Here is a 22,698-nt window from a genome sequence, read left to right as displayed (position 1 = left end):
TCCTACTTTGTAGTAAGTTGCTTGATCTTGATTTTAAAGGCAGCAAACAGTAAGGTCATAAATGGGCTTAACCAATTGAAAATGGCAAAAGCAAAATAGTCTATTACCGGAACCCCAAGTACACCACTGTGATAGGCCCCACAGGTATTCCATGGTACAAGAACCGAAGTTACCGTCCCTGAATCTTCCAAGGTCCGACTTAGGTTTTCAGGAGCCAACCCGCGTTCCTCATAGGCTTTTGCGAACATTTTTCCAGGAACAACCAAAGCAAGGTACTGATCTGAAGCAGTAACGTTGAGCGCAAGACAGCTTCCCACGGTACTGGCAAATAAACCAAACGTGGTCTTGGCCATGCTCAAGAGAGATTTGGTAATCCGTTGAAGCGCTCCAATCCCGTCCATAATGCCACCAAAAACCATGGCGCAGACGATCAACCAAATAGTGCCGAGCATTCCTGCCATTCCCCCAGACGAAAAGAGATCGTTCAGAGCAGGGTCTGAGGTCTCAATGTTGGTGTCAACCGTGATGGCATTCAATATTCCCTTGTAAGCAGATTCAAAAGTCAAGCTTGTTCCCCCGCCTACGGAAGTCACCAAATCTGGCTGAAAAATTAGGGCAAAAACGCCTCCCAAAAGTGTTCCTATCAAAAGTGCCAAAAGTGGCGGTGCTTTTTTTACAATCATAAAAATGACCACCAGTGGAACCAAGAACAACCAGCCATTGATGTTGAAAGTGGAGGCGACATTTTTAAGAATGGCATCGGTATCCGCAACGCCCGAGGAGTCTATCGTAAACCCTAGGATGATAAATACCACAAGTGTTACCGATATGGTCGGGATGGTGGTCCATCCCATATACCGTATATGCGAGAACAAATCCCCTCCCGCCATAGCAGGAGCAAGGTTGGTGGTATCGCTCAAGGGCGACATTTTATCTCCAAAATAGGCGCCGGAAAGGACAGCCCCAGCTGTCATGCCCAAGGAAATACCCAGTGCGTCTCCAATCCCAATTAGGGCAATGCCAACGGTGGCAGCAGTGGTCCAGCTACTCCCTGTGGCAATGGAGATGATGGCGCAGATGATTACGCAAGCGGCCAAAAAAATGGTCGGATTAAGAATTTGAAGACCGTAATAAATCATGGCGGGAATGATACCGCTAATCAGCCAAGTTCCTGATAGAGCTCCCACCATAAGCAATATGAGCAGGGCCCCTGTAGTAGATCGCACGTTCTCTGCAACCTCGGCCAGCATTTGTTTATAAGAAACTTTATTGAAGAAACCAACAATGGCAGCAACCGCTCCTCCCAAAAGTAGAATAAACTGATTGGAACCACTTAAGGCATCGTCTCCAAACACGTATACGTTGTAGGCCAACATGGCCACCAAGGCGAAAACCGGAACCAGGGCCTCCCAAATATTAAGTTCTTTATTTTCTACAATGTTTTCTGCTTCTCTAAACTTGGGTTTTTGGGCTTTTTCCGCCATGTAGTCTGGTTTTGTTAACGAGTAATATTACAACATTGCGTCCTGTTGTGCAAACCATCAAGTTATACCAACACCTTGCCTATTTGCAAAATTCCCAACCGCTCCATGCATGCGCGCATGGTCAAATAGGTTTTGTGAATATCGTTATCCAAACCAATGGAGAAGCGAATCAATCCTTGGGATAATCCTAATGCTTCCTGTTCTTCCAAAGGAATTTCTGAAGAAGTAGAAGTGCCGGGGGCACTGAACAGTGTTTTGTAAAACCCAAGACTAACGGCCAGGTATCCCAATTTTTCACGTTGCATCAATTCCATCAGAGCATTGGCCATGTCCAAAGAACCAACATCCAAGGTGAGTAATCCACCATACCCAAATTCAGGATTGAACTGGGAGGTCATGGTTTGATGTCCGGAATGTGATTTTAAGCCTGGATACACCACAGTTAGGCCATCTTTCTCAAATTGTTGCGCTAGATACATCGCATTTTCACTGTGCTTTTTGATTCTGATATGGAGCGTTCGCATGTTTTTAAGAACTGAAGCGGCCCTCAGACTGTCCATGGTACTTCCCAAGAGCATGCCGGCCCCATCATTGACGTCCTTCAAACTCAAACAAAAATCTTTGGAAGCACATACGGCACCCGCTACACAGTCGCTGCTTCCATTAATGAATTTTGTGAGGCTGTGTACCACAATATCGGCACCCAGTTTAGCCGCACTTATGGAAAGGGGCGAAAAAGTATTGTCCACCACCAAGGGCATCCCATGTTTTTTGGACAAAACGGACAGGGATGGCAAATCCGCAACCTCAAGCAACGGATTGCTGACCGCTTCGCAATAGATCATTTTGGTCTTTGCGGTTATGGCCTCTTCAACCGAGTCCAATTTGGTGATGTCTACAAAAGAGGTGGTTATGTTGAACTTCTTCAAGAAGTTCTTCAATAGGGCATAGGTGCCCCCATAAATGGTTCTACTGCAAACAATGTGATCTCCCGCATTGCACAATTGTAAGATTACGGCGCTGATGGCTCCCATGCCACTGGCATAGACGTTGGCTGACTCGGTGCCCTCCAATTGGGCCATGGCTTCCCCCAAATACAGATTGGATGGAGAGGAGTGCCTACTGTAAAGATAACAGCCCTCGGTGTTGCCCTCAAAAGTGTCGAACATCGTCTTGGCCGATAAAAAGGTATAGGTGGATGAATCGGAAATGGAGGGATTTACCCCACCAAATTCCCCAAAATATTGAAGATCCTGAATTTTGTCTGAAGCTTTGTAATCCATTTGGTAAGTTTTGCAGTAAAATTACCTTTATATGGACAAAAAATCAATTGATATTAGTTATTTCAGAACATTATTCTAAAAATATATTTTTATACGAATAATAATCTTTAATTTTCGTTATAATTTAAAATTCACTGAAAAAAGGTCGGTATGGAATTGGATGAAATTGATAAAAAACTGGTACAGCTCCTGCAAGAGGATAGCAAAAAAACCACCAAACAATACGCAGACTCCCTTAACTTGTCCAAAACCGCGGTTTATGAACGTATCCGAAGGCTGGAGCGACAAGGTGTGGTTACGGGCTACGTGGCCCTTGTGGACAAATCCAAGATCCAGCGGAACTTCACTGTACTTTGCCATATTAGATTGGCCCAACATATCAAGGAGAATGTACTTCGATTTGAACGGGAGGTTCTAAAACTGCAGGAAGTTTCGGAGTGTTTTCACGTTAGCGGGGATTATGATTATATCTTAAAGATTCATGTGGAAAATATGGAAAAGTACCGTGAATTTATGGTGACCAAGCTTACCGCTATCAGTAACATTGGAAGTACCCAAAGCTCTTTTGTAATCAGTGAAGTGAAGCATAGCACAGCAATTCCTATTTAGGAAAGTTTAACGTAAATCGATGTTAAATGGGATTCCGGATTCGTGGGATATTCCTAATTTTTTGGTCAAATCAAGAAACGAACCACAATCAAAAAACGTCTTTTTACTCATGAATTCGCGTACACGGGTTTTTCTCACGGTGCTTTCCACGGTCGTAGGAGGGTTCTCCCTAATACTTTATACGACCATCTCACATAACATTTTGTTTAAAGGCTTAAGTTTTTGTACGTCTTCCATTCAAGAATTATTTTTTGGAAGCACGGCTTTTTTTCTGTCTGCGGTAATCGCTGGATTTATTTCGACTTTAATTGTCGTCAAGGATAATTTTTTACCCTTATTTTTAATTTCACTTTTCATTATTGGGGAGTTCCTGGTTCTTACATCCAGCGGGCACTGGCATGGTCCGGTTTGGTTTGAAACCGGACTATATCTTTCCCATATTGGTGGTCTTTGGATTGGGTGCTATGGTGCCGTTAAATTCCCTTTGGCCCCAATGTAGCATTTTTCTAAAGTGACTTTAAGTAGGAAGCCATTTTTTCCCGGGTTTCCCTATTTGGGATTCTGCCCAGACCAGCTCCCATATTGTCTATCATATGATGAGGTTTGGAGGTCCCTGGAATAACACAGCCTACATGGGGATTGGACAGAATGAACTTTAAAAAGTACTGCCCCCAACTGTGAATATCCCACTCTTTTGCCCACTCAGGGAGATTTTTCCCTCTCACGGCTCCAAACAGGGAACCGCCACCATAAGGTTGGTTGATTAGCGTGGCCACCTCATACTTATGGGCCGTTTGGAAAAGGGATTTTTCCGCATGTCTAGATCTAATGGAGTAGTTTAATTGGACAAAATCTGGACGCTCTGCTGCAATGATACGTTCAAGGGATTCGTGGGAAGAGTCAACATAATGGGTAATACCCCAATAGCGAATCTTTCCCTGGGCTTTCCAATCTTTCAGTGTTCTTACATGGGTTTTCCAATCCACAAGATTGTGTATCTGCATCAAATCCATAGTGTTGACCCCCATCTTTTTAAACGAGGAATCCATTTGCCGTATGCCAGCCTGTTTTCCGGAAGTCCAAACCTTGGTGGCATAGAACAACTGCTTTTGGAAATTTAGTTGCCCAGCTAGATCACCCACCACTTTTTCCGAGCTTCCGTACATCGGGGAAGAATCAATTACCGAGCCCCCAAAACCATGAAGTTGGGTCAATACTTCGGTTAATAATTTGCGTTTCTCAACAGAGTTGCCCACGTCAAAAGTCTGCCAGGTACCCAAGCCAACTACAGGTAGCGCCTCACCCGATTTGGGAATGTGTCGCGTAAGGACTTTGTCCTTGGAGTTAAAAAAGCCATAGGAGGGTTGGAGCGAAAGTCCCAATCCAGCCAACACTGACAATTTCAAGCTGTCTCTTCTGCTATACATGTTCTTCATACATCTTCTTTTTTAAAGTTAAGTTATTCTCCCTATTAAGCTGCATTTTACCCAATCGGAAACCGACTAGACTCCAGATAAATGAAAGGGGAATGGTTGCTAGGGCTATGAAGCCAAGACCCCATCCAAGGGCAGCCACTCCGGCAAAAATCCACCCCACTAGGGCATCTCCACCGCGATAGATAGCGGTATCGATAAAGTTTTTGGATTTATATTTTTCCTCAAATTCGGTTACCGTAAACAAGATTTCGCGCCCTGGTCTTAGCAGCATAAAATTACCTGCACGATGAAGGACCATGAGCAATGCAATAATGGTTAATGTCTGGGATTGACCCAAGAAAATCAACCCGAGTCCCACCAATAAGGGTACAGAAGCCAAAACTATGGATAAGCCAATCCTGCGAATGATTTTGGCGGTTAGGAAGAACTGCCCAAAGATGGCTATGGCATTGATGGTGAAATCCAAGCTCGAAAAATAGTCCAGACGGTCGGCACTTGATAACAGCTCCTTTTCCACAATATGGGCTTGCTCAAAATACAATACGGTGGATATGGAAGTGTAGAGCAGAACAAAGCCCACTATGCCCAGTAGATAAGGTGATTTTGCTATGTGCCGTACGCCTTCAAAAAGTTGGGAAAACTTTAGTTTGGATACATGGTTCCCAACGGTTTCTTTAGTTTTGACTGGCTGAAGTTTTAGGATGAGATGAATACAGCAAACCGCCATCAACAAAAAAAATGCTGAAACCAATAAGAGGGTTCCAATAGAAAAGTTACTCCCAACTACATTGGCGATTACCGGCCCTACCAGTGCCCCCAAACTTCCTCCGGAAGCAATAACGCCAAAAAAACGTTTGGAGGACACGCTATCAAATACATCGGCCATAAAGCTCCAGAAGAGGGAAACGACAAACAAATTGAAAACACTGAGCCAAATAAAAAAGGCCGCAGCCATTCCTCTTGAGGGGCCAAACAAAGTAAAAAGGACATAGAATACTAAAATGTTGACCATGCAGAACCCATAGGAATACATCAACACCTTACCGATGGAAAATCTGCTCACTACCCATCCAAAAACTGGAACGACCATTAACATGGCCACAAAGGTTCCCGTAAATAACCATTGCATGTTTACTACCCCATTTAGGATGCCCATTTCATCCCGAATGGGACGGAGGATAAAATAACCACATAGTAAACAGAAAAAGTAAAAGGCGGATAATGCCACAAGTTGCTTTTCCTGAACCTTTGGCGAATTACTTCTGTACGATTTGTAAGGTTTAAATAAGTGGTTCATTCGGTATTCCAATTGAAATACCAAGATGTGAACGCTATCGGGATTAAGCTATGTGATTGATAAATGTGTATGACGGATTTATAAATCCTTAAGCAGAAACCTGTTCTTTCTGAAATTTTGTTGGGGTGGAACCCGTAACTTTTTTAAATGCGGTATTGAAAGCAGAAAGGGTGTTAAATCCACAGTCATATGCGATGCTTGCTATTTTGGTATGCCTGTAATCAGGGTGGACAAGTCTATTTTTAACAGCCTCCACTCTATAGGAGTTGAGGAAATCCGGAAATCCCATTCCTATCACCTTGTTGACCACATGGGAAACCAAATAAGGCTGCATATTGGCGGCTTTGGCCACCTTGGCCATGGTACAATCCGGATTAAGGTATAATTTTTTGGATTCCATGGTTTTTTGAAGTCTCTCGGCCAATGCGCTAAGTTCCTCTGCCGACAATTTAGCGGCACCATTTTTTTGTGCAGTTACATGCTGAAGGATTTTTGGGTTTTTGAACAATACAAATGCCAGAAAATAAATGAAAGGTAAATACAGCAAGGGGCCTAAGAGGTAAGGGGTAATCCCCAGAATATAATTGGAAAAATAAAGAAACTGCAGGGTGGCAGTGCCCAATATCAAGATGGTAAGCCAAATTTTGGCTGCTTTGGTAGATTGGACGCGTAACGATTTTTTTCTAAGAAATATGCCCAGAAGAACCAAACCGCCCAGCGCATAGATCATTTGATGAAACAACAAGGCCGTGTAACCACCAATATACCAAAACCCGTCTCTGGTTAAAAGGTTGATAAAAAGCAACAGCAAAATGCCTGGAACAAAATGGAACCAATTCCAGTGGGACCATTTTTTTTGGAAAAGAAAGTGCCAGACATATAACAGGAGTGCCGGGCCCGTAAGGGCATGGGCCGAAAACCCTAAATTAATGAACCACATAGGACAGGTATCCAGATAAACCCAGAGTATGGATTTGGTCAATCTAATAGTGATGGCGAAAAAGAAAAGGGAGAGTAGTAAGTTCCTAAAATCCCATTTGCGTTCCAACAAACTATAAATGGAAAGAAACAGGCTTTGTGCGGCACCTACCCCCGCCACAAACAGCTCAACTTCATTTTGTATTCTAAGCGTACGCATAAAACTAAAACCCTTGAATTTAAACAATTTCAGTGGCGTTGTTGCTTCCTTTAACACAACATTGTCAGAATCCCCATTTGGGCTAAATCAAATCGGAAAAAGAAAGGGCTTTTCAAAGAAACATTGTTATTTTTGTACTCATTATCAAAACGAAATAAAATCCCTAATAAATAGATATGAATCAATACGATGTGGCCGTTATTGGCTCTGGACCTGGAGGCTATGTGGCGGCAATTCGCTGCGCGCAATTAGGAATGAAAACCGCAATTGTTGAGAAATACGCCACCTTGGGCGGAACCTGTCTCAATGTGGGTTGTATTCCTTCCAAGGCCCTATTGGATTCGTCCCATCATTACGAAGATGCTGTCAAACATTTTAAGGAGCACGGTATTGATATCCCGGGTGAAGTAAAGGTAAACCTGGAACAAATGATTGCCCGTAAGCAAGGTGTGGTTGACCAAACCACCAAAGGCATCCAATTTTTGATGGATAAAAACAAAATTGATGTATATCAGGGTGTAGGGAGTTTTAAGGACGCTACCCAGATCAACATTGATTCAGAAGGAGGCAAAACAGAGACCATTGAGGCTAAGAACACCATTATAGCAACAGGCTCCAAACCATCTACCTTACCCTTTATAAAGTTGGACAAGGAGCGAATCATTACCTCCACGGAAGCTCTGGAGTTAAAAGAAGTTCCAAAACACATGATCGTGATTGGTGGAGGTGTTATTGGATTGGAATTGGGACAAGTCTATAAGCGTTTGGGTGCTGAGGTAAGTGTGGTGGAATTCATGGACCGAATCATTCCGGGCATGGATGGCGGACTTTCCAAAGAACTGATGAAATCCTTGAAAAAGCAAAAGATGAAATTCCATTTGTCCCATAAAGTGAAATCTGTGGAGCGCAAAGGGGATGAAGTAATTATCAAAGCAGATGACAAAAAAGGACAGGAGGTCACTTTTACTGGGGACTACTGTCTGGTTTCCGTGGGCCGAAGACCTTACACGGATGGACTTAATGCTGAAGCTGCCGGGGTGAAATTGGATGACCGTGGTAGGGTAGAGGTCAATGAACATCTACAAACCAATGTGTCCAACATTTATGCTATTGGCGATGTGGTACGTGGTGCCATGTTGGCCCATAAGGCGGAAGAGGAAGGAACTTTGGTAGCCGAATATTTGGCAGGTCAAAAGCCACATATCAATTACAACTTGATTCCTGGCGTGGTTTATACTTGGCCAGAAGTAGCCGCTGTGGGTCAGACGGAGGAGCAACTCCAGGAAGCTGGGGTTGACTATAAAGTTGGGCAATTTCCGATGCGGGCTTTGGGAAGAGCCAGAGCGAGTATGGACATTGACGGATTTGTGAAGATTCTAGCGGATAAAACTACGGATGAAGTTCTTGGGGTGCATATGATCGGAGCTCGCTGTGCCGATTTAATCACGGAAGGAGTTACTGCCATGGAATTTAGAGCATCTGCAGAGGATATGGCGCGAATGAGCCATGCACATCCTACCTATGCCGAAGCAGTCAAGGAAGCTGCCTTGGCGGCCACGGAAAACAGACCGATTCATATTTAAAAAAAGAAAAAATCGCTTACTTGGCGGTTTTAAGAACCCGGTTCAAAAAAAGTTTCAATTTCATTGAGGCGTCTTTGAGCACGGGTTTTCCATTTTGGTAAAGCTCAAGGCCCTTGGCTTTTAAGATGGAAACCCCATTGGACAACTGGGACTTGATTTCCGCTTCTTGTTTGTTGTACACCAGAGCGAGATAGGTACATACAACCATGAACACCATGGCCCCGGAAATTACGATTGCCGGACTCAAGCTGTACTTGAAAAAACGATAAAGCCCCATTCCTGTAAAACTTCCGTAAAGGATGATGAAGTGAATGACATAAATGGAAAGGGTACTGGCCCCAATTTTTAAAATGGTAGCGTTGGTCAGGAATTTACGTATGATCATGAAAACAGCGAAGACCAGAAAGACATCTCCCAATCGAATAAAGAGGTAATTGTTGGATTGAATCATATGGAACAATTCAATTCCAGTAAGACGGAATAGCGATACAAATCCAGAGGAAGAATAAAAAATCAAGGCTGAACCCACTATCGCCGCTATGGAAATGGCAACAGGATATAGGTACTTAAAATCCTTGAACCGTGTAAACAGCACCGCCAAAAAACCACCTACGGTGGCATAGCCCAACCATGGGATTATGGTAAATACGGAACCATTGGTCTTGGTAAAATAATTGGCCAACATTTCCGGCAAAAAGCCAAAAGACCACTGTTTGTAAATGGGCTCAAACAAAAATAGAACCAAAGTTATTCCCAACAACAATGCTGGGAAAACAAAAGCTTTTCTTCTTACAGCAAAGAGATAGACCCCTATTACTGCCAAAATGGAAAGACCAATACAGTGCAGTACATCCACCAGATAAAAGGAACCATAAATATGTCCACTTAATAATCCAACAAAATTGGTGCGGAGCAAATAGCCGATGAGCAACAATTGTAAACCACGGCGGATTCCTTTTTTTACCCTGGGATTATCAAACCCTTTTTGGGGAACCCGTATGAGAAGATAGGTGAAAATAAAACCAGATACGGTAAAGAACACAGGAGCGGTAATGCCGCGGAAATAAAGCCAGGTTTTGAACACCAAGTTTTCCCTGTCCCTAAAAATGGGATCCAAGAGACCATCAATAAAATGTCCTTGGAGCATCATCAAAATGGCCCAGGCCCTCATGGCATCAATAAAAAACAATCTGGCCGACTTGGAATTCATTGGCAAATAATTATCCTATATACTTGCTTAACAGCATGTTTGGATGTTCATCGGGTCAAAATTAGACAAAATACTCGCATGGAATAGCCTTTTAAGGTATTTTAGCCAAACAAACATTTTTTTCGATATGGCTTCAATTTTGGCGTTTGCCGGAAGTAACTCTTCCACCTCGGTCAATTTTAAGTTGGTGCAACATACCACATCATTGATTGAAGGGCATCAGATTCAATTGTTGGACATGACTCGGTATCCCTTTCCTATGTTCAGTGAGGATGAGGAAAAACAAAAGGGATATTCCAACTCTTTGGTGGAGCTAAAGGATGATATACACCGGGCCAATGGATTGATCTTGTCCGTAAACGAACACAACGGCAATCCCTCTGCCTACTTTAAAAATGTGTTGGATTGGTTGTCCCGATTGGAGCGCAAATTCTTGGACGGCACCAAAGTTTTTTTGATGTCGGCTTCTCCCGGCGGACGCGGAGGCATTGGTGCTTTGGGGGTTACCGAAGCCCTACTGCCCAGATTTGGTGCTGAGATTGTAAGTACCTTCTCGTTGCCTTCATTTCATCAGAATTTTGGGGAAGGTGGAATAATGGATGCCGAATTGAAGGAGGCGCATCAAAAAGCACTGACCCAATTTCTGGATTCACTTAAGTAAAATCTTTTGCGAAAGCAACGCTCTTTTTCTGTTTCCTCTCCTGAAAATTTCAAGACCGCGCTACTGGAATGGTCTAAATCCTTTCACAAGGCTGTTTGGCTGGACAGCAATAACCATGTGGATACATACGGGAAATTCGATGCCATTCTGGCAATAACTAGACAGACCGATGAGTCCAAAAAAACACTTCAAAACACCGATGAAATATCGGATTTCATCGATAAAGAGAAAGATTGGTTGTTTGGTTATTTCTCATACGACTTAAAAAACCAATGGGAAGACCTGGATTCCAACAATCATGATGGGCTGGGATTTCCTGTGCTCGATTTCTTTCGACCCGAAAAAATTCTGACCTTAAAAGACGATCAAATTCAGTTATTGTATCTGGATTGTCTCTCCTCGGAGATGGAAACAGACTATGCTGAAATACAGCAATTGTCCCAAAATAGAACCACTACTGAGCTCCAACAAGCTGTTCGAATAAAACTGCGCATCCATAAGGATGCCTATTTTGAAAAGGCCAACAGATTTTTGGAACATATACATCGAGGAGATATCTATGAGGCCAATTTTTGCCAAGAATTTTATGCGGAGCAAACGGAAATAGATCCATGGGAAACCTATAGAAATTTGAATCAAATTTCATTACCTCCCTTCGCGGCCTTTTTGAGGTTGGACGATAAATATTTGTTATGTGCTTCCCCAGAACGTTACTTGCGTAGGGAAGGGGAAAAGGTGATATCCCAACCCATAAAGGGTACTGCTCCAAGAGGTGAGAATCCAAAGGAAGACAGTGAACTGAAAAAGCAACTACAGCAAGACCCTAAGGAGCGGGCAGAGAACATTATGATAACCGACTTGGTACGGAATGATTTGTCAAAAAACGCATTAAAAGGTAGTGTAAAGGTGGAGGAGTTGTGTGGGGTTTATGCTTTTAAGCAGGTGCATCAAATGATTTCGACCATAACTGCCCAAGTGCCCAAAGGGTTGAATTCCATGAAATTGATCAAGGATACATTTCCTATGGGAAGTATGACGGGTGCCCCAAAAGTTTCTGCCATGAAAATCATTGAGGAACAGGAAGAAACCAAACGGGGATTGTATAGTGGGGCTGTGGGCTATTTTGATCCCAACGGGGATTTTGACTTCAATGTGGTTATCCGCAGTATTCTCTATAACCAAACCTCTAAATATGTTTCTTTTTCAGTAGGGAGTGCCATCACCTCCAAGTCGGATGTGGAAAAGGAATACCAAGAATGTCTGTTAAAGGCCAAGGCTATGCGCAGTGTACTGGAAGGAAGCTGAGGTTTATTGCTACTTTTGCCAAATGCAAGCACAATTCGAGGCCCATATTCAGGATCAATTTCCCTTTTTAAAGGAGGGTAAAGCGCTTGTGGCTTGCAGCGGGGGTTTGGATAGTGTTGTGCTGGCGCATTTGTGCAAACAGGCTGGTATGGACATTGCACTGGCGCATTGCAATTTTAAACTTCGTGGGGACGAGAGTGATGGGGACGAGGAATTTGTTGGGGAATTGGGGCAAACCCTAGGGGTGGAAGTCCATAAAAAGTCTTTTGATACGGTTAATTATGCTGAAAAAAATCGAGGTTCCATCCAAATGGCTGCTAGGCAACTTCGCTATGACTGGTTTGAGGAGCTAATGGAAACCCAAGGATTTCAATATGTATTGACGGCGCATCATGCCGATGATGCCTTGGAGACTTTTCTAATCAACCTTTCCAGAGGAACCGGAATAGACGGACTTTCGGGGATTCCTGCCCAAAATGGGAATGTTGTAAGACCATTGCTCCCATTTTCCAGACAGCAAATCCTGGATTTTGCCCAAAAAGAGCATTTGGAATGGCGGGAAGATAGCAGCAATGAAGACACCAAACACCTTCGGAATAAAATCCGACATCAACTGGTGCCTACATTGAAGGAACTGCATCCTACTTTTCTTCAAAATTTTGGTGCAACCCAAGAGCATTTGCGCCATTCGAGAAGCCTGATTTCAAATTATATGGATTCGGTCAGGTTGAATCTGTTAGAGGAACGTGAGGGCGAGATTCGAATCAATATTGAAAACATGTTGCAGCTTCATCCCTTGGAGAGTCATTTGTATGAACTTTTCAAGGAATATGGGTTTGTTGTATGGGAAGATGTAAAGGCGTTGTCAAAGGCTGCAAGCGGTAAGGAATTGCATTCCAAAACCCATCGATTATTAAAGGATCGTTCACACTTGATTCTTTCCCAAAATGAGATCACCGTCAAGCAAAAATATTGGATTGCAGAAGAGGAAAGTTTGGTCAAATTTCCTGTTCCCTTGAAATTTGAATATGCAGATTCCATTGAAAATTCTTCTTCCCAGGTGGTTTTTGTTGATAAGGAAAAGTTAAACTATCCGTTATTATTAAGGAAATGGGAAAAAGGCGACTATTTTTATCCTTTTGGAATGCAGGGCAAAAAAAAGCTGTCCAAATTCTTCAAGGATGAGAAAATGGACGTTTTTTCCAAGGAAAGACAGTGGTTGCTCTGTTCAGGTGATACCATTGTGTGGGTTGTGGGCAGAAGGCTTGATGAAAGGTTTAAGGTGGAAGCCACGACCCAACAGATACTTAAAATTTCGCTTCTTGTATGAGAAAGTTAGTACTACTCTTAGGCTTTTTTGCATTGAGCTCTTGGCTTTACGGGCAGACAGATAAAGAACCAGCACTTTGGTCGCACACGGTTAACAAAATATCCGACTCCGAGTACGAGCTTGTTTTTGAGGGGATAATCATGGAAGGTTGGCATGTGTATTCCCAGTACACGGCCGAAGGAGGTTCCCTACCCAGTGAATTCACTTTTGAGAAGGCAGGAGTAGACTATGAGTTGGTAGGCAAGACCCAAGAAAGTGAAACGATAAAAGAATACAGTGACATCTTCGAAGTAGAGGAGACCTTCTTTAAAAAAGAGGCCATTTTTACCCAACGTATTAAACTGTTGAACCCAGAGGTTCGCCAAATTTCGGTGAATCTGTTCTATCAAATTTGTAAAGAGGTATGCATACCTATGGACGAACTGTTCCAAGTTTCCTTGGATGGACAGGGTTTTGTGGCTTCGGAACAACAAATTGATCAGGAAAGTTTGGCTATGAGTGCCAACTTGAAATTGGATTTAAAGAACAAGGAGCTATTGAATCAGGGCGGGTTGACCCAGGCCAAGAAAAAGTCAGGACTGTGGATGGTTTTCGGACTAGGATTCCTTGGAGGTCTGATTGCCTTGCTGACGCCTTGCGTTTTCCCAATGATTCCATTGACAGTTTCGTTTTTTACCAAACAATCGCAACAAAAGGCCAAAGGCATAACCAATGCCATGCTCTATGGTTTTTTCATTGTGTTGATTTACTTTCTGTTGAGTCTCCCATTTCATTTGTTTGATTCCATTGACTCCCAAATTCTGAACACTATAGCCACCAACATCTGGCTGAATGTGTTCTTTTTTGCCATATTCGTCTTTTTCGCCTTCTCATTTTTCGGCTATTACGAATTGACCTTACCGAGTTCTTGGGCCAACAAAATGGATGCTGCCTCATCCAAAGTGGGTGGTGGACTGGGAATTTTCTTTATGGCGCTAACCTTGGCCATTGTTTCCTTCTCCTGTACGGGACCCATTTTGGGTGGATTATTGGGCAGTACCACTTTGGCAGAAGGTGATGTGGCCGTAAACTTGTCCGCGGGAATGGTAGGTTTTGGCTTGGCCTTGGCCTTACCTTTTGGCTTGTTCGCCTTGTTTCCCGCTTGGTTGAATTCGTTGCCAAAATCCGGGGGTTGGATGACCACCGTAAAAGTGGTGTTGGGCTTTTTGGAATTGGCCTTGGCATTTAAATTTTTATCCAATGCTGATTTAGTGGGGAACTGGGGTATCTTCAAACGCGAGATATTCCTTGGTATATGGATCTTGATTTTCGTTCTGATGGCGCTCTATCTGTTTGGTATTTTCCGGTTCCCGCATGACGGACCCAAACAAAAACTGTCCATGGGAAGAAAATTGGTGGGTGTTCTTAGTACCGCCTTTGCTACCTATCTGATATTGGGATTGCTAAATATGACCAGTCTAAAGTTGTTGAGTGGTTTCCCACCACCTGACTTTTATACCTTGAGCACATCGGAAAGCGATTGCCCACTGGGCTTGGATTGCTATAAGGATTTTGATGAAGGTGTGGCCCATGCGCAAGCAGTGAACAAACCTATTTTGTTGGATTTTACTGGGTGGGCCTGCGTAAATTGTAGAAAGATGGAAGAAAATGTTTGGAGTGATCCAAGCATTTATCCCCTGCTTAAGGATGAATATGTCTTGATCTCACTTTATGTGGATGATCGCAAGGAACTGCCGGAAAACCAGAAGTTCGATTTCCAATATGAATCAGGGCGTATTAAAGAGATTACTACTGTGGGTCAAAAATGGGGGACTTTCCAGACTATCAATTTTAATGCTGCTTCCCAACCCTATTATGTACTGCTGTCCCCTAATTTGGAAATCCTAAACGATGCGGTTCAATACGTGGATGTGGAGGAATATGGGCAATGGCTCAAATCCGGTCTTGCCACATACCAATTGTCCATGAATAAATAGTTATTCTTCCTTCCATTTTTTAGGCTTTTTGGAAAATAGTGTACCTTAGAGTAACTATTTCAATTAACCAAAGCCCCAGTGAAGAAACTTAAAAAGGTACTTTTAGTACTTGCTGGCCTTGTGCTTATTGTTGCCATAGGCGTCTTCGTGTTTGTACAAAGTCTAAAACCGGACTATGATGGAAAAATTTCACTAGCCGGTATTTCCAATGAGGTGAATGTCTATTTTGACGACTACGGAATTCCCCATATTTATGCCACTAATGAAAAGGATGCCACCAAGGCATTGGGTTATGTCCATGCCCAGGACAGACTTTGGCAAATGGAGCTGTTGCGTCGTGTTGCTAAAGGTAAACTTTCCGAAGTGTTTGGAGCCGATTTGGTAGAAACGGACAAGTTCTTTCTTTCCTTGGGGATTGACGACAATTCCGTACAGGCAGTTTCGGAAATGGACATGGACAGTGAGGCCGTAATTTTGGCACAGGCCTATCTTGAAGGGGTAAATCAGTTTATTGAAGAAGGGCCAACCCCCATTGAATTTTACCTTACCGGGCTAAAAAAAGAACCCTTTCAACTCAATGATATTATGGATGCCATGGGGTATATGGCCTTCAGTTTTGCCATGGCGCATAAGACAGACCCGCTACTTACTGATATCAAAAATGAGCTGGGCGAGAAGTACATCCAAGATTTGGCGGTGTATTCGGATACCACTACAACATGGATAAAAAATTACAGAAATACTAAAGTGGACAGCTTGGATTTGGACATTACCGCTGGAGTGTTCCAAGCCTTGAACAAACTACCCGTTCCTCAATTTGAGGGAAGTAACAGTTGGGTGATTGCCCCCAATAAAACCAAGTCAGGAAAGGTGATTTTGGCCAACGATCCACATATTTCCTACGCCCAACCTTCGGTCTGGTATGAAGCCCATATAAGTACTCCAACCTATGAGAAGTATGGGTACCACATGGCTGGAGGGCCGTTTCCCATGCTTGCCCATGATAGAAATGTGGCATACGGCCTTACCATGTTTGAAAATGATGACATCGATTTTTATTTGGAGCAAACCAATCCTGCGGACACTACGCAATACAAAACTGAAAATGGCTGGGAGAACTACGAATATATCACCAAGGAAATCAAGGTAAAGGATGCCGAACCAATTAATTTTACCATTAGAAAAACCAGACATGGACCATTGGTAAATAATGTGGCCAAACAAATTAAAGGAGATACTCCAATTGCCATGTCTTGGATTTATACCCAGAAAGAAAACAGGGTACTGGAGGCGGTATATGAAATGAGCCATGCCAGCAATCTAGAGGAATTTGAAGGTGCATTGCCCAAAATCCATGCACCTGGATTGAACGTGATGTATGGTGATGCGGAAGGAAACGTGGCCTGGTGGGCCACCGCACAACTCTATCAAATGCCGGATAGTGTCTCTACCAAGATGGTCATGGACGGTGCTTCGGGCAAAGACGAACCCATCCGTTATTTGGATTTTTCCGAGAACCCATCGGCCATAAACCCGCCATGGGATTATGTGTATTCGGCCAACAATCAACCGGATTCTATTGCAGGCATGCTTTATCCTGGATACTACCTTCCGGAGAATAGGGCCATGCGCATTGTTCAATTGTTGGAAAGCAAAAGCGATTGGGACCGCGAATCCACTTCCCGGATGATTTTGGATGCCACTTCGTTGGTGAATCCTGCATTGGTTTCAGAATTGATCAAACTACTTGATGTCTCCCATTTGAGCGATGAGCAACTGGTTCAGGTAGATGCACTTCGGAACTGGGACGGAACCTATACTTTGGACGGAACAAACCCAACCTTGTACCATAGGTGCGAATATTATATGGTAAAGAATACCTTTTTGGACGAGTTGGGAGAGGAAAAGTTCAAACAGTTTTTGGGCACCCATATCTTCAAAAGGCAGATTGCGTATGGGGCGCAGATGCAAACAGGAATTTGGTGGGACAATGTCCATACCAAGGATAAAGTGGAAAGCCGGGATGAAATTGTACTCCAGTCCTTTGCCGAAGCATGGCAATCCTTGGTAGATGATTTTGGGCCGGATGCATCCCAATGGACTTGGGATAAAGTACATACCGTAGAACATCCTCACCCTATAGGTCAAGTGGAATCATTACGGAGTTTTTTCAACGTAGGACCATTCCCAGTTAACGGTACCAGGGAAGTAATCAACAATATGAACTTCACCTATGACGGTACAGGATTCCATAAGGTTAATGTGGGGCCGTCTACACGTCGTATAGTCGATTTTTCAGATATTGACAATAGTATGAGCATACTTCCTACAGGACAATCAGGCAACCCTTTCAGTAGGCACTATGAAGATCAGGCGGAAATGTTTGTGGACGGGAAGTTCAGAAAAATGATGATGAACAAAGAAGAAATCCAAAACAATTCTCCTTCTCTATTGGTTTTTCATCCAAACTAGCTTCGGACCATTAAAAATTTCATGTTAAAAATTGTTAAATCACAAGCAAATTTTTTGTGATTTAACCAGATTGGTAAAATTCCATGAATTTTTAACAAAAATTTAAAAATTATCACATTATGTGGTACTTTAGGTCAAGCTAATTCAATTAAACAAACGAACCTCATACATCAATCAAACAGTAGGATGCTTATTTTTTTTCGGAAGCCTTTTAGGGCAATGCTTGTCCTTGGTTTAGTTGCGTCTGCACATGGCCAAGAGTCTCAGGAAGTTTCATATTATAATCAATTTGACAAAGAGGTTGGTATAGAGAATACAGGGCTGTACCAAGGTGAAATCTATGCTGTAAAATACAGGACCATAAATGAGAATACCCAATACTTTAAAAACAGGGATTTTTTGAAAGGGGATGTGTGTTATGAAGGGCAATGTTACTATGGTTTAGATCTTAAATATGATGTTTTTGAAGACCAGGTTTTGCTTAAATTGATTAGCAAGGCTGGTGGGGGAACCTTACGACTTTTCAAGGATAAGGTGGAAAGTTTTACCATTGCTGGGGTGGATTTTGTCAAGCTCGAAAGGAACCAAGCCCCTGGGCTTAACCTGTACGGGTTTTATGCCGTGGCCTATGAAGGACCTTTATATACGCTTTATACCAAATACACCAAGAAAAGTTTTGACCGAAAGGACCGCAGCGCTATTTACTATGAGTTCTTGGACGGACAAAGTGAACAAGTCCTTCTCTATCAAGGCAAATACCATATCGTAAATACCAAAAAGGATAATCTTTTGGTGTTCCCACAATTGAAAAAGGATATAGATAGATTTTATAATCTAGCTAGGGGACTCAGGAAATCGGACCCCAACGGTTTTCAGGTAAGTCTTTTAAAACGTTTGGAAATCCTAATGTCCCAACCTAAAAACACTTCCAAGTAATGAAGAAAATTTTGATTTCGTTCATGCTTCTTGTAGGCATGCAGCATGCATTGGCCCAAGAAGAAATACCAAAGATTTCAATTTCCTTTACCAATGTGGATGTTTTGGATGCATTGCAATCCATTGAGAGCAAAACGGATTACAGATTCTATTATCTGGACGCCTGGTTGGAGAATATTAAGGTAAGCGGTAGTTATCAAGATACCCAGGTGAGTTTGATTTTGGATGACCTGTTCAAAAACACGGTGCTTAATTTTTACATCGCCGAAGACAACAAAATTTTCCTTCTTCAGAACAATCAGATTTATGAATCGCTTCCTGAAGATTTTTTTGGTAAAAAGGATGCGGTTGCAGATGATGGCCCCAGTTATGACGACATCCAAGATTTGGGCCCTTTGTTTGTCAACGCGGAGGACTCTGGGGTATCCAGGGGGATGCAGGTGGTCAAAATAGGAAAGGAGAATCGAAACAACAGAAAAAGGACGTTTACCTTAAATGGGAAAGTGACCAATGCGAGAACAGGACAGCCCATCCCTGATTTGGCCATCATTGTGGAGGGCAAGGATTTGGGAACATCAACCAATGCAAATGGTAACTATAGTTTGGAACTTCCTGTAGGGGAAAACATCATTCGTACGCAAGGCCTGGGAATCCAAGATTCCAGAACCAAAGTAATCCTGTACAACAATGGGGTTTACAATTTTGACCTCAATGAGAGTGTGGAAGCTTTGGATGAGGTAGTGGTTCAAGGTAATTTGGATAGAAATGTGGAAACTGCAATTACCGGCGTTACACTTATTGAGGTAGAAAAAATCAAAAATATCCCCTTAGTCTTGGGTGAACGAGACATCCTTAAGGCTGCCATTACACTTCCTGGAATAACAACTGCAGGAGAGGGGGCTGCTGGCTATAATGTTAGAGGCGGTAGAACAGACCAAAACCTTATACTTTTGGATAATGGGGTTATTTACAATCCTTCACACTTCTTTGGGATTTTTTCTGCCATAAACCCTTTTTCCACAGGGTCAGCGGAGATTTACAAGGGAAATATCCCAGCTGAATTTGGGGGTAGACTCTCCTCCGTATTCGATATCACTACCAAGGATGGAAACACGGAGAAATTCTCCGGGGAGGCTTCCATTGGACCGGTCACCAGCAACATTGTTTTGGAAACACCTATAGTAAAAGATAAATCGGCCTTGTTGGTTGGTGGTAGAGCTACCTATTCGGATTGGATTTTGAGGGCCTTGGATGATGAGCAATTGAACAACAGCACCGCTTCGTTTTTTGATGTGGTGGCCAAGTACAACCATACCATAGACGATAAAAACGAGGTCAAGGCAACAGGATACTTTAGTCGGGATGAGTTTAGTATTACCTCAGACTCCATCTTTGATTATAGCAACCGACTGGTGTCTTTGAAATGGGACCATAAGTTTAGTGAGAAGACTACAGGAAGTCTTATTGCCTCCAATAGTGAATACAAGTTTGGAATTGAGTTTGACGGGGAATCCAACGACGATTTTGACCTGGGATACAAGAACAATGAAACGGAGATAAAATTGAAGATGAAATACGTGCATAGTGACAAGCACAAATTTGATTTTGGTTTGTCGAGCAAACTTTATGTGGTGGACCCAGGGGATATTGTGCCCTTGGGTGGGGATTCCGAGGTTACTTCCCTGACCATCCCCCAGGAAAAAGGATTGGAGTCGGCCGTATTTGCCTCGGATAGTTATGAGGTGAATGATAAGTTGCTGATAGATATTGGGCTTCGCTATTCCTTTTATGCCGCTTTGGGTGCTTCATCGCAACGCATTTATCAGGAAAACGGACCAAAGAATAGTGGTACGCTGGTAGAAACCCAGGATTTTGATAAGAATGAGGTCATTGAAACTTATGGAGGTCCTGAGGCCAGGGTTTCCGCAAGGTATTTTCTAACCCCGGATTTTTCGATAAAGGCCAGCATCAACAATGCTTACCAATACATTCACACCCTTTCCAGCAACACCACGGTTTCCCCTACGGATACTTGGAAGCTTTCCGATTTGAACATCAAACCCCAGGAGGCCTACCAAGGCTCTCTCGGATTGTACAAGAATTTTGGGGGCAACACCTTTGAGTTGAGCTTGGAAGGTTATTATAAGAAACAGACCAATCTATTGGATTATAAGGTTGGGGCACAGTTGTTATTGAACGAAGCCATAGAAACCGAGGTAATACAGGGTGATGGGAAGGCCTATGGAGTGGAGTTTTTGATTAAGAAAAATGAAGGGAAACTCAACGGATGGCTTGGGTATACCTATTCTCGATCCTTTGTGAAACTGGATAGCCCATTCGCAGAGGAAAGGGTAAACAATGGTGAGTTTTTCCCTTCCAATTTTGACAAGCCCCATGACATTAGCTTGGTGGCCAACTATAAGTTTACGCGTAGATTTAGTGCTTCGGCCAATTTCGTATATCAGACTGGTAGACCGGTTACTTTCCCTATTGGGAGCTTTTCCTTCAATAATTCCGAGTTTGTCTTTTACAGCGATAGAAACAAATTTAGGATTCCGGACTATTACAGACTGGACTTGAGCTTCAATATGGAGGGCAACCATAAGATCAAGAAGTTTGCGCATAGCTTCTGGAGTTTCTCCATTTATAACGTGCTGGGAAGAAATAATCCCTATTCGGTATTTTTTGTAACGGAGGACGGAGATATCAAGGCATACCAAAGCTCGATATTTGCAATTCCTGTACCGACAATTACATACAATTTCAAGTTTTAAAAGGTGCAACTGGCTCAAAAAGACATAGTATTGGTTTTGGTCTTCACGACGGCATTGGCTTCATCGTGCGTTGAGCCTTTTGAAGTGGATTCCGGTGAGTTTTTGAGCGCTTTGGTAATAGATGCCACTATAACGGATGAAATGGGACGCCAGGCTATCTACCTTTCCAAAACCTATGGTTTTGAGGAAGAACCAGAAATGGTATCAGGGGCATCTGTCAAAATCATTGAGAATGAAACCAATGAAATTCTCTTTGTTGAAACAAACCCTGGTGAGTATCGGTCACAGCAAGAATTTGCCGCGCAGCCGGGAAGTACCTATACATTGAAAATCACAACCGGAGACGGGTCGTCCTATAGTTCACAAAATGCTTCCTTGCCGCAGGCAGTGGCATTGGATAGCGTTTATGCTGACCGGATCACCAGTGACTTGGGAGAAGACGGCATTGCCATTTTTGTGGACAGTTTTGATGCCACGGGCAATTCCCAAAATTTCCGTTACGAATACCAAGAGACTTATAAAATCATCGCCCCGGAATGGAACGATTTTGACCTTTTAAGTACGGGTATTGAATGTGGGGTTGATGTGATTCCCAAGACAGTGCAAAATCGGATATGCTTTGCCAGCGATAGTTCTACGGACATTATTACGACGAGTACGGCAAACTTGAACGAAAATAGGGTACAAAGATTCATGGTGCGTTTTATGGAGCGAAACAACTATATCATATCCCATCGTTATAGCATAGAGGTCACCCAATACACCCAATCCAATGATGCCGCTTCCTATTTTAGTTCATTGGACCAATTCTCCAGTACCGAAAGCATTTTTTCGGAAAGTCAACCTGGATTTTTGGTTGGAAATGTTTTTTCGGAGGAGAATCAAGATGAAAAAGTATTGGGGTATTTTGAGGTTAGTGCAGTTTCCAAAAAGAGGATTTTCTTCAACTATGAGGATTTTTATCCTGGGGAAGATCTTCCGGATTATGTCAATCCATGTATGGACATTGCACCTAAATTAATAAGTCAGGGGGGAGCACGTTGTGTTTTGAGTGCCATGGTAGAGGCCAATCAGGTCAGTTACCTAAATGTAAATGATGACCCTCCGTTTGAAGAAGGCCCCTATCTGGTAGTTCCGCGGGAATGTGGGGACTGTACCGTTTTAGGAAGCAACCAAACCCCCAAATTTTGGACGGAATGATTGA

Annotated in this window: 17 protein-coding genes; 11 read left to right on the top strand and 6 right to left on the bottom strand. The window is 42.9% G+C overall.

Translation table 11 applies throughout. The features are described 5' to 3' along the window. Positions 1–2: 2 nt before the first annotated feature. A complete protein-coding gene (gene nhaC / locus ACO6S0_RS09430) occupies positions 3–1,484 on the bottom strand; it encodes a Na+/H+ antiporter NhaC (RefSeq protein ID WP_422351740.1) in 1,482 nt (493 codons plus the stop codon). Positions 1,485–1,546: 62 nt separating this feature from the next. Beyond that, a complete protein-coding gene (locus tag ACO6S0_RS09425; protein ID WP_422351739.1) occupies positions 1,547–2,767 on the bottom strand; it encodes an aminotransferase class I/II-fold pyridoxal phosphate-dependent enzyme in 1,221 nt (406 codons plus the stop codon). A 150-nt stretch (positions 2,768–2,917) separates the two neighbouring features. Here ACO6S0_RS09425 and ACO6S0_RS09420 point away from each other — a divergent pair, with 150 nt between their 5' ends. Then, entirely contained in the window at positions 2,918–3,376 is a 459-nt protein-coding gene (locus tag ACO6S0_RS09420; protein ID WP_422351738.1) for an Lrp/AsnC family transcriptional regulator, read from the top strand. 109 nt (positions 3,377–3,485) lie between these two features. Next, complete coding sequence (locus ACO6S0_RS09415; protein ID WP_422351737.1) at positions 3,486–3,875, top strand: hypothetical protein; 390 nt, start codon at positions 3,486–3,488, stop codon at positions 3,873–3,875. A 7-nt stretch (positions 3,876–3,882) separates the two neighbouring features. Here ACO6S0_RS09415 and ACO6S0_RS09410 read toward each other — a convergent pair whose 3' ends face one another. From ACO6S0_RS09410 to ACO6S0_RS09400, 3 genes are all read right to left on the bottom strand, one after another. Next, positions 3,883–4,812, bottom strand: a complete 930-nt coding sequence (locus ACO6S0_RS09410; protein ID WP_422351736.1) for an aldo/keto reductase — start codon at positions 4,810–4,812, stop codon at positions 3,883–3,885. Then, the gene (locus tag ACO6S0_RS09405; protein ID WP_422351735.1) at positions 4,796–6,109 is read right to left on the bottom strand and encodes an NTP/NDP exchange transporter; all 1,314 of its coding nucleotides are present in this window, start codon (positions 6,107–6,109) and stop codon (positions 4,796–4,798) included. Before ACO6S0_RS09405 ends, ACO6S0_RS09410 begins: the two co-directional genes overlap by 17 nt. A gap of 88 nt (positions 6,110–6,197) precedes the next feature. Next, complete coding sequence (locus tag ACO6S0_RS09400) at positions 6,198–7,274, bottom strand: helix-turn-helix domain-containing protein (RefSeq protein ID WP_422351734.1); 1,077 nt, start codon at positions 7,272–7,274, stop codon at positions 6,198–6,200. 149 nt (positions 7,275–7,423) lie between these two features. Between ACO6S0_RS09400 and lpdA the strand changes: the two genes are divergently transcribed. Continuing rightward, a complete protein-coding gene (lpdA, locus tag ACO6S0_RS09395) occupies positions 7,424–8,830 on the top strand; it encodes a dihydrolipoyl dehydrogenase (protein ID WP_422351733.1) in 1,407 nt (468 codons plus the stop codon). Positions 8,831–8,846: 16 nt separating this feature from the next. On the opposite strand, the gene ACO6S0_RS09390 is transcribed toward lpdA, so the two are convergent. Then, entirely contained in the window at positions 8,847–10,040 is a 1,194-nt protein-coding gene (locus ACO6S0_RS09390) for a heparan-alpha-glucosaminide N-acetyltransferase domain-containing protein (RefSeq protein WP_422351732.1), read from the bottom strand. Positions 10,041–10,167: 127 nt separating this feature from the next. On the opposite strand from ACO6S0_RS09390, the gene ACO6S0_RS09385 reads away from it, so the two are divergent. The 8 genes from ACO6S0_RS09385 to ACO6S0_RS09350 all read left to right on the top strand — a co-directional run bounded on the left by ACO6S0_RS09385 (position 10,168) and on the right by ACO6S0_RS09350 (position 22,694). After that, entirely contained in the window at positions 10,168–10,701 is a 534-nt protein-coding gene (locus ACO6S0_RS09385) for an NADPH-dependent FMN reductase (protein ID WP_422351731.1), read from the top strand. 6 nt (positions 10,702–10,707) lie between these two features. After that, positions 10,708–12,006, top strand: a complete 1,299-nt coding sequence (locus ACO6S0_RS09380) for an anthranilate synthase component I family protein (RefSeq protein WP_422351730.1) — start codon at positions 10,708–10,710, stop codon at positions 12,004–12,006. A gap of 22 nt (positions 12,007–12,028) precedes the next feature. Beyond that, positions 12,029–13,336: a tRNA lysidine(34) synthetase TilS gene (gene tilS / locus ACO6S0_RS09375; RefSeq protein ID WP_422351729.1), complete on the top strand. Its 1,308-nt coding sequence runs from the start codon at positions 12,029–12,031 to the stop codon at positions 13,334–13,336. Further along, the gene (locus ACO6S0_RS09370) at positions 13,333–15,312 is read left to right on the top strand and encodes a protein-disulfide reductase DsbD family protein (RefSeq protein WP_422351728.1); all 1,980 of its coding nucleotides are present in this window, start codon (positions 13,333–13,335) and stop codon (positions 15,310–15,312) included. Before tilS ends, ACO6S0_RS09370 begins: the two co-directional genes overlap by 4 nt. A 78-nt stretch (positions 15,313–15,390) precedes the next feature. Then, positions 15,391–17,784 carry a penicillin acylase family protein gene (locus tag ACO6S0_RS09365; protein WP_422351727.1) on the top strand — a complete coding sequence of 798 codons (2,394 nt, stop codon included), beginning with the start codon at positions 15,391–15,393 and terminating at the stop codon, positions 17,782–17,784. 186 nt (positions 17,785–17,970) lie between these two features. Further along, complete coding sequence (locus ACO6S0_RS09360) at positions 17,971–18,720, top strand: hypothetical protein (protein ID WP_422351726.1); 750 nt, start codon at positions 17,971–17,973, stop codon at positions 18,718–18,720. After that, positions 18,720–21,494, top strand: a complete 2,775-nt coding sequence (locus ACO6S0_RS09355; protein WP_422351725.1) for a TonB-dependent receptor — start codon at positions 18,720–18,722, stop codon at positions 21,492–21,494. Before ACO6S0_RS09360 ends, ACO6S0_RS09355 begins: the two co-directional genes overlap by 1 nt. Positions 21,495–21,497: 3 nt before the next feature. After that, positions 21,498–22,694 (top strand): DUF4249 domain-containing protein, encoded by a 1,197-nt coding sequence (locus tag ACO6S0_RS09350; protein WP_422351724.1) that lies wholly within the window; start codon positions 21,498–21,500, stop codon positions 22,692–22,694. Positions 22,695–22,698 lie beyond the last annotated feature (4 nt).

The sequence above is a fragment of the Flagellimonas sp. genome (assembly GCF_965233845.1).
Taxonomy (GTDB): domain Bacteria; phylum Bacteroidota; class Bacteroidia; order Flavobacteriales; family Flavobacteriaceae; genus Flagellimonas.
The sequence above is the reverse complement of the archived record's forward strand: the minus strand, read 5'-3'. Positions and strand labels throughout refer to the sequence as shown.

Excerpts from the sequence above, each read along its gene's own strand:
- nhaC (WP_422351740.1), bottom strand. The coding sequence starts at position 1,484 with ATGGCGGAAAAAGCCCAAAAACCCAAGTTTAGAGAAGCAGAAAACATT.
- ACO6S0_RS09425 (WP_422351739.1), bottom strand. The coding sequence starts at position 2,767 with ATGGATTACAAAGCTTCAGACAAAATTCAGGATCTTCAATATTTTGGG.
- ACO6S0_RS09420 (WP_422351738.1), top strand. The coding sequence starts at position 2,918 with ATGGAATTGGATGAAATTGATAAAAAACTGGTACAGCTCCTGCAAGAG.
- ACO6S0_RS09415 (WP_422351737.1), top strand. The coding sequence starts at position 3,486 with ATGAATTCGCGTACACGGGTTTTTCTCACGGTGCTTTCCACGGTCGTA.
- ACO6S0_RS09410 (WP_422351736.1), bottom strand. The coding sequence starts at position 4,812 with ATGAAGAACATGTATAGCAGAAGAGACAGCTTGAAATTGTCAGTGTTG.
- ACO6S0_RS09405 (WP_422351735.1), bottom strand. The coding sequence starts at position 6,109 with ATGAACCACTTATTTAAACCTTACAAATCGTACAGAAGTAATTCGCCA.
- lpdA (WP_422351733.1), top strand. The coding sequence starts at position 7,424 with ATGAATCAATACGATGTGGCCGTTATTGGCTCTGGACCTGGAGGCTAT.
- ACO6S0_RS09390 (WP_422351732.1), bottom strand. The coding sequence starts at position 10,040 with ATGAATTCCAAGTCGGCCAGATTGTTTTTTATTGATGCCATGAGGGCC.
- ACO6S0_RS09385 (WP_422351731.1), top strand. The coding sequence starts at position 10,168 with ATGGCTTCAATTTTGGCGTTTGCCGGAAGTAACTCTTCCACCTCGGTC.
- tilS (WP_422351729.1), top strand. The coding sequence starts at position 12,029 with ATGCAAGCACAATTCGAGGCCCATATTCAGGATCAATTTCCCTTTTTA.
- ACO6S0_RS09370 (WP_422351728.1), top strand. The coding sequence starts at position 13,333 with ATGAGAAAGTTAGTACTACTCTTAGGCTTTTTTGCATTGAGCTCTTGG.
- ACO6S0_RS09360 (WP_422351726.1), top strand. The coding sequence starts at position 17,971 with ATGCTTATTTTTTTTCGGAAGCCTTTTAGGGCAATGCTTGTCCTTGGT.
- ACO6S0_RS09355 (WP_422351725.1), top strand. The coding sequence starts at position 18,720 with ATGAAGAAAATTTTGATTTCGTTCATGCTTCTTGTAGGCATGCAGCAT.